Raw genomic sequence first — 15259 nt, forward strand, 5'->3', positions numbered from 1 at the left:
ATTTAACATTTCGAAAAGCCGCAACCACCTAAATCAATTAGGCATGTGGTACAACCATCTTGTTTAACAAATGTTGATTGGCCGCAACTTGGACAAATATCAACAGAACCAAGATTTAGTTTTTGTTCAGCAACAGCGGGTGTCACTTCACTTTCCTCATCTTGTCCGAGCTGCATTAACACTTTTGCTAAGGCATCCGGCAGCGATTCAATTTGGTTTTTGCCAAATCCAATTGATGACTGGCCTTTAATACCGTTAAATTTCTTAATGATCCAGTTTAACTTCTCTTCTTGTGTTAGGTTCGCAATCCGCGGACTTAACAGGCCCGTTAAAGCAATTGCTAAGCCATCAGCGATCGCACTAATATCCGCACCTGTTTTCCCAAGGTTTAAGAAAACTTCTTCAATGACTTGATTTTGCGGATGACGATTAACGGTGACATACATTTTACCAAATGGTGTAGCTGATTTAATTGTTTCACCAATTAGTCGTTGCGGACGCTTATAAAATTGTTTGGATGTAATTTCTCGGTCTTCATCTTCAAATGCTTGAATCGCTTCGTTTACTGGTGTTGCTTCAGTATCTGCTTCATCTTTAATATTCGTCAGCACTTGTGTGTCGCGACTACCATCACGGTAGATGGTTAAACCAACGACCCCTTGTTCAATACCATAACTATACAATTCCTTTGTTTGTTCAATGGTGAAATGATTCGGTACGTTACATGTTTTACTAATGGCTGAATCATTATGTTTTTGGATAGCCGCTTGCACATCGACATGGTTTTTTGGCGTGATTTTAGGTGAACCATCTTTTTCCTCACACATTGCTGAAACAAAGTAGTCCGGCAAACGTTTTTCACCAGTCTTTTCTAAATAGTCTTTCGCTTTCCCTAAATAGTCGATTGTTTTCCCTAAGCGTGATTCACGTTCCCACTTGATTGAGAAGAATGGTTCAACTCCTGTCGAACGACTATAGCCTTGACTACCAGTTTTTGTACCGGTTGTTCCCGTTGGTGCTTGGGTTAATAGATGTGAGTTTCTAAGGCCATATTTCTTAATTAATTTAATAACATCTTCATCAAGGCTTTTAGGTACGCGGGCTTGTAAGATTTTTTCATCGAATTTCGGAAACTTCCCGCGAACTTTGGCAAGTTCTGCACTCGCTCGGTAGGCACTATTTTTAATAAAACTGTACAACTTATCTATAAATACAATCGACGTTTCTGATCCATAACGTAATTTTAAGTCAATTAATAAATCATGCAAGCCTAGTGTTCCCATCCCAATCCGGCGCTGTTCTTTTTGGATGCGTTCATTCTCTTCACGGAAATAAACAGTATAGTCGATCACGTCATCCGCATAACGAATAGCATCAGCAACCGCTTGATTTAAATCTTCCCAATTGACGTCTTCAGTCTCCTCATCATAAAATTCCGCAAGGTTAATATGAATTAAATTACAAATTCCGTTGCCGCATAACGGTTGTTCGCCGCATGGGTTACTTGACACATTTTTTTGGTAATAAAACGTGTTATTCCAAGGGGTTGCTTCTTGTTTACGTTTCAGTGATTCTGAGTCTAAGACATATTGCTTGCCGTCAGCCGTTTTAATTAATTGTTGTGTGCTGGTCATGTAACCATCATTCATGTGGTCATAAACCATGACACCCGGCTCTGCTGATGCATGCGCCGATTCAATAATGAGGTCGTATAACTCACGCGCTTTTACCGTTTCATAAATTTCAACAGGTAAGCCTGCTTCTAACCAATCATGGATATCTTGGTATTGACCGGCCCAGTTTTGATCATAGGCTTCATGTTTCGTATCAGGGAAAATCAAATGCCAATCGGCATCAGCTTCAACGGCTTCCATAAACTCTTTTGTTAACTGTACCGAGAGGTTAGCGTTCGTTACTTTACCACTTTCTCGTTTGATCGTAATGAAGTCATAAATATCTGGGTGAGAAATGTGCAATTGCAGCATTAATGCACCTTTCCGGCTGCCCCCTTGTTCAATCAATCCTGTCGCATAACTTAAAAGGCCACCCCAACTCACTGAACCTGAGGAAATACCATTTACGCCATAGACACGAGCGTTCCGCGGACGTAACGTTGAAAGAGCGATCCCTACTCCACCGCCACGTGACATGATTTCAGTCATCTCAGATAACGATCCATTAATAATACCTTTACGCGAATCTTTGGGATTAGGCAAAACGTAACAATTGTAAGCAGTTAGGTCATATTGCTTTCCATATTTCTCGAAAATTCCCATTGATGCTTGTACCCGCCCACCAGGAACGATCTTTTCTTGATACAAACTGTTGTGAATACGTGGTTTAAATTGATCCAAATCTTTATGTTTATATGTCTCTTCAATCGACATCGCACCGAGTACATAACGATCAACAGAATCTTCCCATTTATAATCAAGTGGAATCGACACATGTCTTGTAGAGACTTGATGCGTTTTCTGAGTAATTTCACCTTCAAAGGTTACTATTTTACCGTCAAATGCTGTTACTTTACCAAAGTCTTTTTGTGGTGATTCTGGTATCGTCTCATCATATACCGCCACCACAACATCACCGACATTCAATGTAGAAATATCCATTTCTTTTACGGTATAACGATCTAGTTGTAGTAACACTTGAAATGGTGTTTTTTCAAGTTCACCATATATTTCTTTTATTAGTTCAGACACAATATCCGCCTCCTCAAGGTCATTTTACAGTCTATATATAGACACTTCTTTTATTATAACAAAGATTGCTCCGTTTGGAATCATGATAGGATTAAAAATATCCCCAAAACAATGACCGGCGCATGTTTGGGGCCCTTAAAAAAATTTATATCCATGGATGCTTTTTAAATCATTCAAACAAATATACCCTTTGAACTCTCCCCCTTAACGCTCTTACGAGCTGATTGAAGAGGGGGGTCTCATTTATATTTAGATAAAACTACTATTCCCTATAACCAAGATTAGCTTCTAAGCAAGTATGTGCAGCTTTTTAATCTGTCCGTGTCTGTTTAGAAGTTATTTCAATAATGGAAAATTGACTCTGATTAAATAACCGTAGTCGTAATTGGCTCGTTCCAATCCCACTATCAACATAGATATACTGCCCTTCGCTTAAATTAAATAAGCCTTTATCGTAGTAAGGAAAATATCCCTGTGTCGGTGCTACGAGTGCCCCCACAACCGGCAAACGGACTTGTCCGCCATGCGTATGCCCACTCAAAATTAAATCTGCTTCAATGGTTTTATATTGCGTTACAACATCAGGCGCATGCGAGAGTAAAAGACTATAGTTATCACGATCAACGTCATTAAAAGCAACAGCCATCTGTTCTTGACCAGTGGAGACGTCATCAATACCGATGAGATTAAGTGACACATTCTCTTTTGTATAAACGACATGCGCATTATTTAACACTTGAACGCCTTCTTCAACGAGTGCGTCAACAAATCGATCACCAAATAAATTGCTATGTTCATGGTTGCCTGATACAAAATACACGGGTATATCACTTGAAACGAGTTGTCTAATAAAAGCAACTACCTCTTTTGTATCTTCTGTTTTCCGGTCAATCATATCACCGGTTAAAACAATTAAGTCAGGTGAAACAGCAAGCATATCTGCAGCAAGGTTCGTTAAATCCCCCGTGTACATATGACCGTGTAGATCAGAAAGTTGAACAAGCTTTACTGAATCTTTCCCAACAAATTTATCAGTTGAGATTTCAATGTGTGTGATTGTATGTGTATACGTATCATGATAATAGGTATACCCTAATAAAGCGGCTGCCAACACCCCTGCGCACTGTAAGACGCGTTTAATCACTTGAACCACTCTCCTCATCTGTCTTTCATTAGTATCAACAGTTATGACGGTGAAGTTAATCGTATAGTTACGCCCGGTTCAAAAATTCATATCAATAAAAAAAGGATAAACCATAAGTATAGTTTATCCATTGTAACATAACTAAAGGAATGATCACCTGTAATTAAGTGATCATTCGGTGCAAAAAAAACATGTTGGGATGTTCTTAACCCAACATCCTAAGTGATAAATTCATGCATGACGAACAATAACAGCTCATTATCTTTTTCTTTCTGACAGCTGTATTTAATTTAACTATGGAGATTCATGCCGTTAAGTTGAACCACAGGAACAAGCTTGTTCAATTCACTTTGAATAATAGCATTTGAGACAAGTGACAGGCCGAAAATTGAAAGGACAATATATAACACACCATTGTCTTTCACTTGAAAGTTATGCGTGCGTTGTAATTCTGCCACCTTTTGACCGACAATATAATACCAAAAGAGTACGTAGATACCAAGAGTAATCAGTGCAAAAATTAATGCTTTCGCACCTGAAAAATGGGGATCATTTGTCGCTGCACTTAATTCTTCAGTAATTGAGTAATACCAGTAAATCGGATAAATTCCAAAAGTAATTAGTGATAAGATAATAACTATAAGAACGCTACGTTCTTTAATCATATGTATTTCCTCCTTTCTTAAGCAATATCGTGTCATACCCTTTCCATCATAGCATATTTAATTGAAAATAATAACCATTTTTACGTTAATCTATGTTTGTTATTCATTCAAAAAAGAGTGTGGCCACTCAATTCTTCCCAACAGTTTTTTTATTAATAGAACCTGGCCTTGTTTAATGGCATCTAAGCGAATTGTAATTGGGTGTTGATTTTTACCAATCGCAAAGTGCACCGCTTTCTGTTTTGGTTCATATAAACTTGTATGCAACGTCCCTGATGCGACGTCATAATGGTCAGAAAAAATGTGATGCTGATCGTTGTTGAATATTTGAAAAGCGGCTTCTTTCGTTAATGCCTCTGTCCAATTTTCTTTTATGCGACCAAGACGTTCTAATGACTCATCAAAGCGATAACGATTGGCTTCGTTAATCAATTCAAAATGATTGGTACACATATTCGCCTGTCGTGTCATGACTTTATTAGGTGTTGCCTCAACAACAACCGACTCATGGTGCGGATCCATCAAAACATATGAAAACGAGGTACGATGTGGAATGGTTTTCAATAACTCTATGGCATCTGTGACCGTTTTTGCTGATTCTAAGACTAGTCGTGCGATCATGTTACAAATGAAACCATCACCAGATTTTATCCGATTGGTAAAATTGTAGCCAATCACTAAGCCGTATTCATTGATACCATCGGTCCGACCGGTGATTTGCATCGATGGACCAACCGATAAAAAACCACCATCAGTTGGCTGGTAGACCACCATCCTGCCTTCATAATTGTCAGGGTATGCGTCATAGTTTCGAACAAAGTACTCATCACCCGTCATGATCGAACACCCACTTCTGCCTATCTCTAAATAATAACCAGCGAAATGACGCATCGCTTCGTCCTCTGACAAGTTCAGCACCTCTTGCAACCCGCGAATTTCATCTAATAAACGCGGTTGAATCGCTTCAATCCATTTAATCGCTTCACTAACATCGGTTTGAAAACGGGTTGATTTCCGTTTTGACAAGTGTTCGATGCGGTTGGTCATTAAGCGTGAATCGATTAGACGTTTCCCTTGCATGACGCCAAAATCGAAATGTGTTCCCTTAAACTGAATGACATCAGCGTAGACACGTGTTAGTGATTGTTCTGACACAGCTTTACTCCCTTTCTCTATCAGCATTGTTAAAATAACTCCATCTTTTAAATGTTGTCGTTAAACTGTTGATGGTATAAACGTTTATTAATATACAACATCTTATCTGCTTCAGAATACATGGCTTCGACTGATTTTTTTTGATCGTATTGTTTCACGCCGTAACTAAAAGACAAATTTTTGATGTAACTTGGATTTGCCGCTTTTAAATACGCATTAACTTGATTAATTGCTGCTGTTTCATCTAACACACCTTCGACAAGAACCACAAATTCATCGCCACCTAATCGTGAAATAAAGCCTTGATTTGTAAAAACTTTCTTTAAGGTGCGCCCAAAATAAATGAGTGTTTTGTCACCAATCTGGTGACCAAACGTATCATTTATTTTTTTAAAATGATTAAGATCAAAAAGAAGGAAGGTAAACGGTTGATCTGTTTCAATCAGATGATCGATATACATTTCGTAGCTTTGTCGATTATATAACTTGGTTAAATAGTCTTGTTCAGAGGCGGTAGACTCTAAAAATATGTAAGCAACAAGCACCCCTAATACAACGGCAGTCCACGAGAAGTGGAGACGAGAATTAAACAGTTGGACAATCATCCCTATAATCGGCAACATGAAAAACCAAATAAAAATCATCATCGCCGATTGACTGATACGTCGCCGATTTCGATAAAGAAACACTAACATATAAATATACAAACTTGCTAAAACAAGATAATGAACATCTTTAAGAGCACCACTCGAAAAGCTATTTCTAATTGGATCAATCTCAAAATAGATTGGATTAAAAAAATTAACCACTAAAATTATAGCTGTTAGCACACTCAAGTGTTGATAATAGCCCCGTTTTGATAAGCGTTTTGGATCATGAAACACGTGATAATCAACATAACTTAACAGCATGCCGCCGAGGACTGGTCCAACAAGGAATAACAAGACATTTGTGCTATACTCAAGAAAATAACTAAATGGAAATAGCATCCCATCGAAAATCCATGTTAACGGCTCTAAAACAACCGCAACCGCAGTAAGTACCATAATCCAGCGTAACAATAACTTCCCGTAACTTTTTACCCGTAATCGAAACCGAATCATCGCATATAATATAACTAAGATGACTAACGCAAATACATTAATTTGAAATTGAACAAGATATGCCATTTGTCCCACCTTCTTCTTTGTTGTTGCTTAATTATACAAAATATCTATCATCTAATAAAGCAAATCAGCTTTGAATTTCGATTTTTCTTGAAACAACCCAAGATAAATAGCTATTTTTCTCTATTTCTTGTTAATCATGTTTAACTAGTTACGTACACAGGGTAGTTAATTGAAGAAGGTTGGTGATTATCATGGATTTGCAACATATGGTCAGCTTATTATTTATTGGTTACATCGTCTATACCATTGATAAAAAACAAGAGAACTTTCCTGCGCCAACAGTATTATTAATCGTTGGGATGGGTTTATCACTGTTTTCATACTTTGATGCAATTATACTTACCGAAACAATGCTGTATCACTTATTTATTCCTCCGCTTTTATTTGTTTCTGCTTACCAATTTCCGATTCAGGCATTAATTAAAAACAAGCGGATTATTTTCTTGTTAGCTACGCTCGGTTTATTTATTCATGTTTTATTGTTGGGGGCATTAACTTACACTTTGAGCTTATTTTGGTTTCCAATTTCATTTTTAGGTGCAATGTTAATTTCAGCCATACTTACGCCAACTGATCCTGTTTCTGTCGTCTCGATCATTAAAAATTCTACCGTGGATAACGATTTAGCACATGTCGTTGAAGGTGAATCAATGTTTAATGACGGAACAAGTATCGTTGTGTTTACGGCACTTCTTCAATTTTTAGCACCAACGACCGAGTCTTCAATCGGTGGATTCCTTTACAACTTCTTAATTGTTTCAATTGGCGGTTTATTAATCGGCATCATTTTAGGGTATTTAATGACGCGCGCCATTCATTTTTCTAAACACAGTCACTATCAATTGATGCTAAGTATTACACTGGCTTACGGCTCATTTATATTAGCCGAAGGACTAGGTGTTTCCGGTGTCTTAGCAGTTGTTGCTAGTGGCACGATGTTATCACATGCTTTTTATCAATCTAAAAAGGAAGCACACTTCCGTGATTTGCTTGATGGTTTTTGGGAAATTGTCGAGGTGAGTTTACTGGCACTTCTTTATTTATTAATCGGGATTGAAGTAACCGATTATTTGTCAATACGGTATTTAGGGATTGGTTTTACCCTCGTCATTTTTGCTATCATCGCACGTTACATCACCATCTTTTTAGTTAGCCGATTAGTAAAAAGACATAATTGGCGTTACAATTTACTAATTTCTTGGTCAGGATTAAAAGGTTCGATGTCAGTTTTCTTGATTTTAACCTTGCACTTAAGAACTGAAACGCAAGCAACTACAGATCAATTAGTGGCTATTAGTTTTACGGTGGTTATTCTTTCACTGATTTTACAAAGCTTAACTTTATCTAGACTAACCCGAAAATTAGTTGGAAAACCTTAACAGCACAGTTTCCCTGTGCTGTTTTCACATACATACGCATGCGACGTCACTGGTGTATCTTTTCTCAAACAGTGACGGTTCCGCCTCCATCTCTATGAAACTGACCTTTCATATGTTCGCTCAACTTATTTCTTCACGTTTTATTCCTCCATGTCGGTACTTTTTGCTATCAAATTGTTCATCGCATTACCCAACGGCCATATAACCACTTATACTGATAAGATAGATAGGGAAATCCTTAGATGCTTAATTTCAAGTTAAAAAATTTAATTATCTTGAAAATTCATTCATATACCGGAAAACAAAAATTGAATAATATGTTAACATATACGAATGTGTTATAATATTTTACATCTGACTTATCCGAATATCTATAAACATGTGACCCTTTTTATGGCTGCTGATTTATATGAACAGGTTATGCTTACTTAAAAGTCAGTTCGACTTACGACTTCCAACGCCTTAGCTCCATTAAAATTATCGTTGCTTTACTCACTATAACCAAACGAAAAGAGGAATCATTAATGAGACATCATCAATTTGCACTTACTCCACCTATGGGGTGGAACAGCTGGGATTGTTATGGCGCATCCGTGACTGAAGATGAAGTTAGAGCAAACGCAGCTTACATGGCAGAACATTTAAAAAGTCACGGCTGGGAGTATGTCGTGGTAGATATTCAGTGGTCTGAACCAAATGCCGACTCATCCAAGTATCATCCGTTTGTTCCCCTTGAGATGGACCAGTACTCAAGGCTTTTTCCAGCGACAAACCGTTTTCCAAGCGCTAAAAACCACCAAGGTTTTAAACCGCTAGCTGATTACATTCATCAATTAGGCTTGAAGTTTGGCATTCATATAATGCGCGGTATTCCGAGACAAGCCGTTCACCAAAACACAGCCATCAAAGGCTCTGAAAAAAGGGCTCGTGATGTTGCTTTATCCAACTCGATTTGTCCATGGAACACTGATATGTACGGGTTAGATCCTGACTGTCCTGACAGTCAATTGTATTATGATTCACTATTTGAGTTATATGCAAGCTGGGGTGTTGATTTTGTCAAAGTTGATGACATCGCTGATTCAAAGCTTTATCAGCGTAGCCATCACAAAGAAATCATAATGATTCAACGGGCGATTAAAAACACCCATCGACCGATTGTCCTATCACTTTCGCCTGGTCCGAGCCACTTAGAAGATGCTGCACTGTTAGAAGACCATGCCAATATGTGGCGCATGACTGATGATTTCTGGGATCAGTGGCACCTACTCAAAGACATGTTCGATCGTTGTTACCGTTGGAGTAAAAACATTGGACCGGGTCACTGGCCTGATGCTGACATGTTGCCACTTGGACACATTGGCATTCGCTCTGTTGATGGCGGTGCAAGTAGTCGTTTGACGCGCTTCACAAAAGATGAACAAATCACAATGATGACACTTTGGTCCATCTTCCGATCTCCTCTAATGTTTGGTGGTGAGTTACGTGACAACGATGCTTTCACCTTGAAACTAATCACTGACCCTGACTTGATTGCTTTAAATCAATCAGGTTATAACCAGCGTCAAGTCAAACGAGAAGCAGATGCAGTCGTCTGGCAGAGTCAAGTTTGTTCAACATGTCATTATGTCGCTTTATTTAATTTAGCAGATACACCTGAAGTCGTCAGCATTTCCATGTTCGAATTGTTCATTGACGAGTCAGTTAGTAAACACATCGTGAACTGTTCCAACAATCAAGCCGTTACAGTCACAGATGAACATATCTCTGCTCACTTAGCTCCTCACCAATCCACTTTATTCCGGATTGATTTATCTTAAGGTAATCACTGAAGATCTTTTGACGAAAGCAGCACGGTTCCAAAATCAAACCACTTTACCCACAGCAGCCTTTACGTTACGCTTATGAGAAACAAATATACAGGAGGAAGGCGGATCAATCATGGGGAAAATCATGTCGTTTGTATACGATACAGCAATGGCTCCACTCGAACGGATGCTATTTCATCGTTTGCGTAAACAGCATTTAACTCAGTTAAGTGGTACAGTTTTAGAAATCGGAGCTGGTACTGGTGTCAACTTCAAATATTATCCGGATACAGTTGATTTTGTCTTAGCAATTGAACCTGAGTCATCGATGATACAACGCGCAAAGAAAAAAGTACATGCGCTGCCAATATCGATTAAGCAACAGTCCGCCGAAGATATCGATGCACCAGATAACACCTTTGATGTTGTCATTGCGACACTTGTGTTTTGTTCGATTGATCAACCAGATAAAGCACTTGAAGAGATCAAACGCGTGCTAAAACCCAATGGAACTATCTTATTCATTGAACACGTCCGCTCTGAAGAACCAGCACTCGCCTGGTTGCAAGATAAACTGACGCCGGCTTGGAGGCACGTGGCAGATAATTGTCACCTTAATCGTGACACAGGCAGATTGATTGCAACAACCTTTACGATTACTTATCAAGCTCATTATGCAAGAAAAATTGTCCGTGTATTCAAAGCAAAACAAACGGATCACTAATTGGCAACGCTAGAATCAATTCATGTTTCGGTTGTGCATTGACTTTTCTTGGTGTTGTCTACAAAGTTGGTTCAACAATCGTCTTGCTTTTCATCATTTGACACTACCCCCTATCTTTGTGTATATTTTTAGATGTTGCTCATATCCATGAGTTTCATTATATGATATTATCCGAGATACTCGGTAGAAAGTTGGTTTTAATTCATGCAGCAGATACGCTCATTTTTAACTAAATTAGAGGAACAACGCCTCGATACACAATCCCGAATCGAAGCTAAGCAAAAAAAATTAAAAAAAACGACAGATACTAATGATCACCGTCAGTTATTAGCTACCCTAACCAAAAAAGAATTAGATGAGACCAGGCAACATCTCCAACTTGTAAACACATCTAAACTTAATAAACATCCGCTAATTGAAGCCATTGTCGCTGCTGTACCACACAGCTGTCATCAATTTATTGAAACAATGGACAACGACCGTTTGAAAACACTTCAAGCACTCTTGAAAAAGGATCAAAAAATTGATGAAACAACTTTCACGACAGATAAACTTTATTTTTTGCGGAAGACCGGACTAATTTTCCCTGTCTCCACTAACCATGAAACACGGTTAGTGATGCCCGAGGAAATAAGAACGACGTTTAACCAGATGGATCAATCAAACTGGCAGATGAAAGCAGATCTACATGACGCAGTCATAAGGCTTGCTCAAGGGATGTTGTACTACTATGGCATTATGACTAAAAATACAATTTTAGCCCTCGTTGCTCCTATCGTAAACGATGATCAAGCACACGCTGCAGAAATCATCAATGATGCGATGACCTATTATGATTACATCAAGGAAAATGATGACTACTGGCTTGATAGTCGCGTTGTTGATCAGCAAAAATTATTGAAGGTTCAAGAGCTGTCCGTTTATGATCAATTTTTCAGCTTTACCAATGATCAATTAGTTGAAGCTGGCGCTGAAGATTATATGTCCTTGACCGATGCATTACTTGACCTTATTCGCGATTTGAAGCAAACCTACCAATTAGATGATACAACATTGAATCTTTATATGGACCAAGTACTTATTCTTCTTAATAGTTTTACTGACATTGAACCTGCCTATTACTATCTGAATCAGAAGTTATCACTTGATTCAGAAGCAGCTCAAAAGCAATTACTTGTTAAATTACAAGAGAGTCAAAACAGTTTGCATATATGGTCATTAAAAGGACATAAACGCAACCAACCGAAAGAAACAACAGCTACGCAACAGGTTAAAATAGGTCGCAATGACCCTTGCTTTTGCGGCAGTGGAAAGAAACATAAAAAATGTTGTGGGAAAATCTAAAAAACCAATGACCGCTTCCGAACAAATAAATAGCGGTCATTGTTTTTTTAATTGTTTACTTTAAAAAGATAGGACCTCACCCTTATAATTAAAGAATCGACTTGCACCTACCGCCGGTTTATCGATAACAAAGTTTGTAAAGATGGCCGATGCTACTTCATGTGGATTGAGTGGTGCTTGCTCACCACCCATATCCGTATGCATCCAACCCGGATGCACACTGTAGACAACAACGTTTTCATCCTTGCACTCGCTGTATACTTTTTCAGTAACCATGTTTAAAGCAACCTTTGATAAGCCGTATGGAAAATCTTTTGCATACGCATTCGTTAAACTTGCAGATTCTGAACTAATATTAATAATACATTTTTCGGCACTTGTCGTCATCAATGGATAGATCGCCTGCACCATCCGTAATGGACCCAGTGTATTTACGTTGAACGCTTGTAAACATACTTCCATCGAGACATCTAGTAAACCTTGCTCGCGTCCAATTAGTACACCTGCATTGTTAATTAGAACATCGATAGGCAACCCTCGTGCTTTGATATGGTTTGCTAATTGCTCAACGGATGAGTCTTCCGCAACGTCACAAGTGAACGTTATTAATGATGGATCAGTAATTGTCGACAATTCACCACTGTCTTGTCTGTAAGTTGCAATGACTTGTTCATTGTTTGCTAAGGCTTCTTTGACAAGCGCAAGACCAAGCCCACGATTCGCACCGGTTATCAGCACAGTCATTTATCCACCTCATCATTTTCTAAAAGTTCTAAGATAACTTTTAGCGGTCCTTCACTGTCGATATAACTGTATCGACCACCTTCATATTCTCCTTTTTGTACTTCCGGCATCCCTTTCTCAGTTAATCTTTTTACAGTTTCATTCATCCCTTTCACTTGGAAAGCAATATGGTGAACACCTTCACCATGTTCATCCAAGTACTCACGCCACGTGCTTGGATGTTGATCAGGCTCAATTAATTCAAGCTGCACTTGTCCAAAATCAAAAAAACATAGTTTTGCTCGAGCCGGGGTACTTTCCCCACGATATGTTGTCTTAGCTTGTTCAACGTCATCTGTCACTACTACATCTGGCGGTGTCATGTTAAACAAATTTGCATATGCCTCTTTCACTCTTTCAATATCATGTACAATTATTGCAATTTGGGTAATTAATTTTGAATCGAATATCTCGCTCATGTCAATCTCCTCCATTTTTAATCAATTAGAATACTTACTTCATTAGTTACCCTACTTATATTAATTTAACCCAATTAGGCTATGATTCTTTATTAATTACAGCTCTATCTATATTTTTCAAAAGAAAAAAGAGCTAATTCCTAAAATGCGAATCAGCTCTTGATTAGTTTTTATCTATTGGATAACACGTGTCATAATCATACCATCAATAGTCATGAGCTTATCTTCAAGACCCATAAAGTCGGCATCATTAATATCGCCTTCCAAATCAATCAACGTATATGCATGTTCCTTATAACTTCTATTTGTCATATCTGCAATGTTTAAATTAAAGTTAGATAATACGGACGTGATTTGACCGACCATGTTAGGAATATTTTTATGAAAAGCCGTCAGACGTTTATGACCACGATACGGTAACGCAGCATCCGGAAAATTAACCGAGTTTTTGATGTTACCTGTTTCGAGATAATCCATTAGTTGTCTTACCGCCATAATTGCGCAATTTTCTTCTGATTCTTCAGATGAGGCGCCTAAGTGAGGGATTGGAATTGCATGCTTCATCGTTAATGTTTTAGCATTTGGGAAATCAGTGATGTATTTACCTACTACACCATCTTCCAGTGCTTGTTTCATATCATCATCATGGACAAGTTCTCCTCGAGAGAAGTTTAAAATATACACATTATCTTTCATCACTTTAAAGGTATCTTTATTGAACATTTCTTTCGTATCATCCGTCAATGGGATGTGCATCGTGATGTAATCTGCTTTTTCAAACACTTCTTGAATGTCAAGGACACGTTGGACCGCACGCGATAAATTCCACGCCATATCAATCGAAATAAATGGATCATAACCGATAACGTCCATACCAAGTTCAACGGCATCATTTGCTACGCGCGCACCGATTGCACCAAGTCCAATCACACCTAATGTTTTACCACTAATTTCTTTACCCACAAACTGTTTTTTTCCTTGTTCAACTAATTTCGGTACATCCGCACCTTGGTCAGCCAGTGTTTTCACCCACATTATTCCATCAAAGATTTGACGTGATGACGCCATAAGTGAGGTTAACACTAATTCTTTAACAGCATTTGCGTTCGCACCTGGTGTGTTAAATACGACGATTCCCTCTTCTGTTGCACGATCGAGTGGGATATTGTTGACACCAGCACCTGCTCTTGCAATAGCTTTTAAGTTAGATGGAAATGTCATATCATGCATGTTATAACTTCTTAGAACGATTCCCTCTGGGTTATCCGCTTGTTCATCTAACTGATAATCTTCAGTTAAGAGTGACAGACCCTTCTCAGAGATTGCATTCAATGTTTTTACAGTTGTCTTTTTACTCATTTAAATTCCTCCTTATGGTTTCATCGTTTTAACCCCATACTCTTTATCCAATAGAATATAGAAAAAGGTAAGGGATTTCTCCCTTAACCTCACCCAGGCGAACGGCTATTTTAAACAATACGCTTCCTCACGGTTCATCCGTGTACGCCAGTCACATATTGCCTGATTATTAAATCTATTTTGAAAACTTGAGAACACATTTAATATAACAAATACAACACGCTTAATCAAGATAATTCAATCAAAATATTAATGTTTTACATGAAAGCGATTTAATTGTTCGGATATAGATAAAAAAAAGACGCCCATTAGGCGTCTTTTTAAAATATCATTCATGTTTTAATTGTTATTGAACAGATACGTTACCAGTTACTTCGCCACCTGAAAGGTCAGCAGATGCTTCATACTCAGCATCAGCAAAGATTAAGTCTCCGTCAATTGTACCATCTGGAATTGAGAAACCATTAGCATCAACTAATACGTCACCAGCGAATGTACCACCTTGGATACGTGTGTTTTCACCTTGAACAGTAAGCATTGGTGCAGTCAATGTGAATTGATCTGTAATGTTACGGTCCTCATCTTGTGTATAAAGTGCTAATTTA

General features: G+C 38.2%; 12 protein-coding genes, 1 pseudogene and 1 riboswitch. Of the genes and pseudogenes, 4 read left to right on the forward strand and 9 right to left on the reverse strand.

Going from position 1 to position 15259, the window contains the following annotated elements:
- Nucleotides 1–2: 2 nt before the first annotated feature.
- The 5 genes from DES38_RS01535 to DES38_RS01555 form a co-directional block, all read right to left on the reverse strand.
- A complete protein-coding gene (locus DES38_RS01535) occupies nucleotides 3–2705 on the reverse strand; it encodes an adenosylcobalamin-dependent ribonucleoside-diphosphate reductase (protein ID WP_110250326.1) in 2703 nt (900 codons plus the stop codon).
- A 310-nt stretch (nucleotides 2706–3015) separates the two neighbouring features.
- Nucleotides 3016–3849 (reverse strand): metallophosphoesterase, encoded by an 834-nt coding sequence (locus DES38_RS01540; protein WP_170114304.1) that lies wholly within the window; start codon nucleotides 3847–3849, stop codon nucleotides 3016–3018.
- Between the two features lie 290 nt (nucleotides 3850–4139).
- Entirely contained in the window at nucleotides 4140–4514 is a 375-nt protein-coding gene (locus DES38_RS01545; protein WP_110250328.1) for a DUF4234 domain-containing protein, read from the reverse strand.
- A 99-nt stretch (nucleotides 4515–4613) separates the two neighbouring features.
- Nucleotides 4614–5669 (reverse strand): C45 family autoproteolytic acyltransferase/hydrolase, encoded by a 1056-nt coding sequence (locus tag DES38_RS01550; protein ID WP_245881939.1) that lies wholly within the window; start codon nucleotides 5667–5669, stop codon nucleotides 4614–4616.
- Nucleotides 5670–5716: 47 nt separating this feature from the next.
- A complete protein-coding gene (locus DES38_RS01555) occupies nucleotides 5717–6838 on the reverse strand; it encodes a GGDEF domain-containing protein (protein WP_110250330.1) in 1122 nt (373 codons plus the stop codon).
- Between the two features lie 191 nt (nucleotides 6839–7029).
- Here DES38_RS01555 and DES38_RS01560 point away from each other — a divergent pair, with 191 nt between their 5' ends.
- The 4 genes from DES38_RS01560 to DES38_RS01575 all read left to right on the forward strand — a co-directional run bounded on the left by DES38_RS01560 (nucleotide 7030) and on the right by DES38_RS01575 (nucleotide 12093).
- Entirely contained in the window at nucleotides 7030–8217 is a 1188-nt protein-coding gene (locus tag DES38_RS01560) for a cation:proton antiporter (protein ID WP_110250331.1), read from the forward strand.
- Between the two features lie 524 nt (nucleotides 8218–8741).
- The gene (locus tag DES38_RS01565; RefSeq protein WP_110250332.1) at nucleotides 8742–10037 is read left to right on the forward strand and encodes a glycoside hydrolase family 27 protein; all 1296 of its coding nucleotides are present in this window, start codon (nucleotides 8742–8744) and stop codon (nucleotides 10035–10037) included.
- A 133-nt stretch (nucleotides 10038–10170) separates the two neighbouring features.
- On the forward strand, nucleotides 10171–10749 hold the full coding sequence (locus DES38_RS01570; protein ID WP_170114305.1) for a class I SAM-dependent methyltransferase: 579 nt from the start codon (nucleotides 10171–10173) through the stop codon (nucleotides 10747–10749).
- A 204-nt stretch (nucleotides 10750–10953) separates the two neighbouring features.
- Nucleotides 10954–12093, forward strand: a complete 1140-nt coding sequence (locus tag DES38_RS01575) for an SEC-C metal-binding domain-containing protein (RefSeq protein WP_110250334.1) — start codon at nucleotides 10954–10956, stop codon at nucleotides 12091–12093.
- Between the two features lie 60 nt (nucleotides 12094–12153).
- On the opposite strand, the gene DES38_RS01580 is transcribed toward DES38_RS01575, so the two are convergent.
- The 4 genes and pseudogenes from DES38_RS01580 to DES38_RS01595 form a co-directional block, all read right to left on the reverse strand.
- On the reverse strand, nucleotides 12154–12837 hold the full coding sequence (locus DES38_RS01580; protein ID WP_110250335.1) for an SDR family oxidoreductase: 684 nt from the start codon (nucleotides 12835–12837) through the stop codon (nucleotides 12154–12156).
- Nucleotides 12834–13295: a VOC family protein gene (locus DES38_RS01585; protein WP_110250336.1), complete on the reverse strand. Its 462-nt coding sequence runs from the start codon at nucleotides 13293–13295 to the stop codon at nucleotides 12834–12836. Before DES38_RS01585 ends, DES38_RS01580 begins: the two co-directional genes overlap by 4 nt.
- A gap of 174 nt (nucleotides 13296–13469) precedes the next feature.
- Nucleotides 13470–14654, reverse strand: coding sequence for a 3-phosphoglycerate dehydrogenase family protein (locus DES38_RS01590; RefSeq protein ID WP_110250337.1), 1185 nt, complete (start codon nucleotides 14652–14654; stop codon nucleotides 13470–13472).
- An 84-nt stretch (nucleotides 14655–14738) separates the two neighbouring features.
- Nucleotides 14739–14819: riboswitch (ZMP/ZTP riboswitch) on the reverse strand.
- A 181-nt stretch (nucleotides 14820–15000) separates the two neighbouring features.
- Nucleotides 15001–15259: pseudogene (locus DES38_RS01595) on the reverse strand (hypothetical protein); the annotation flags it as partial.

This window comes from Streptohalobacillus salinus (assembly GCF_003201605.1).
GTDB lineage: Bacteria > Bacillota > Bacilli > Bacillales > Amphibacillaceae > Streptohalobacillus > Streptohalobacillus salinus.

What these genes read in the sequence shown, in the direction of transcription:
- DES38_RS01560 (WP_110250331.1), top strand. Translation starts at nt 7,030, where the DNA reads ATGGATTTGCAACATATGGTCAGCTTATTATTTATTGGTTACATCGTC.
- DES38_RS01545 (WP_110250328.1), bottom strand. Translation starts at nt 4,514, where the DNA reads ATGATTAAAGAACGTAGCGTTCTTATAGTTATTATCTTATCACTAATT.
- DES38_RS01580 (WP_110250335.1), bottom strand. Translation starts at nt 12,837, where the DNA reads ATGACTGTGCTGATAACCGGTGCGAATCGTGGGCTTGGTCTTGCGCTT.
- DES38_RS01570 (WP_170114305.1), top strand. Translation starts at nt 10,171, where the DNA reads ATGTCGTTTGTATACGATACAGCAATGGCTCCACTCGAACGGATGCTA.
- DES38_RS01575 (WP_110250334.1), top strand. Translation starts at nt 10,954, where the DNA reads ATGCAGCAGATACGCTCATTTTTAACTAAATTAGAGGAACAACGCCTC.
- DES38_RS01565 (WP_110250332.1), top strand. Translation starts at nt 8,742, where the DNA reads ATGAGACATCATCAATTTGCACTTACTCCACCTATGGGGTGGAACAGC.
- DES38_RS01585 (WP_110250336.1), bottom strand. Translation starts at nt 13,295, where the DNA reads ATGAGCGAGATATTCGATTCAAAATTAATTACCCAAATTGCAATAATT.
- DES38_RS01555 (WP_110250330.1), bottom strand. Translation starts at nt 6,838, where the DNA reads ATGGCATATCTTGTTCAATTTCAAATTAATGTATTTGCGTTAGTCATC.
- DES38_RS01590 (WP_110250337.1), bottom strand. Translation starts at nt 14,654, where the DNA reads ATGAGTAAAAAGACAACTGTAAAAACATTGAATGCAATCTCTGAGAAG.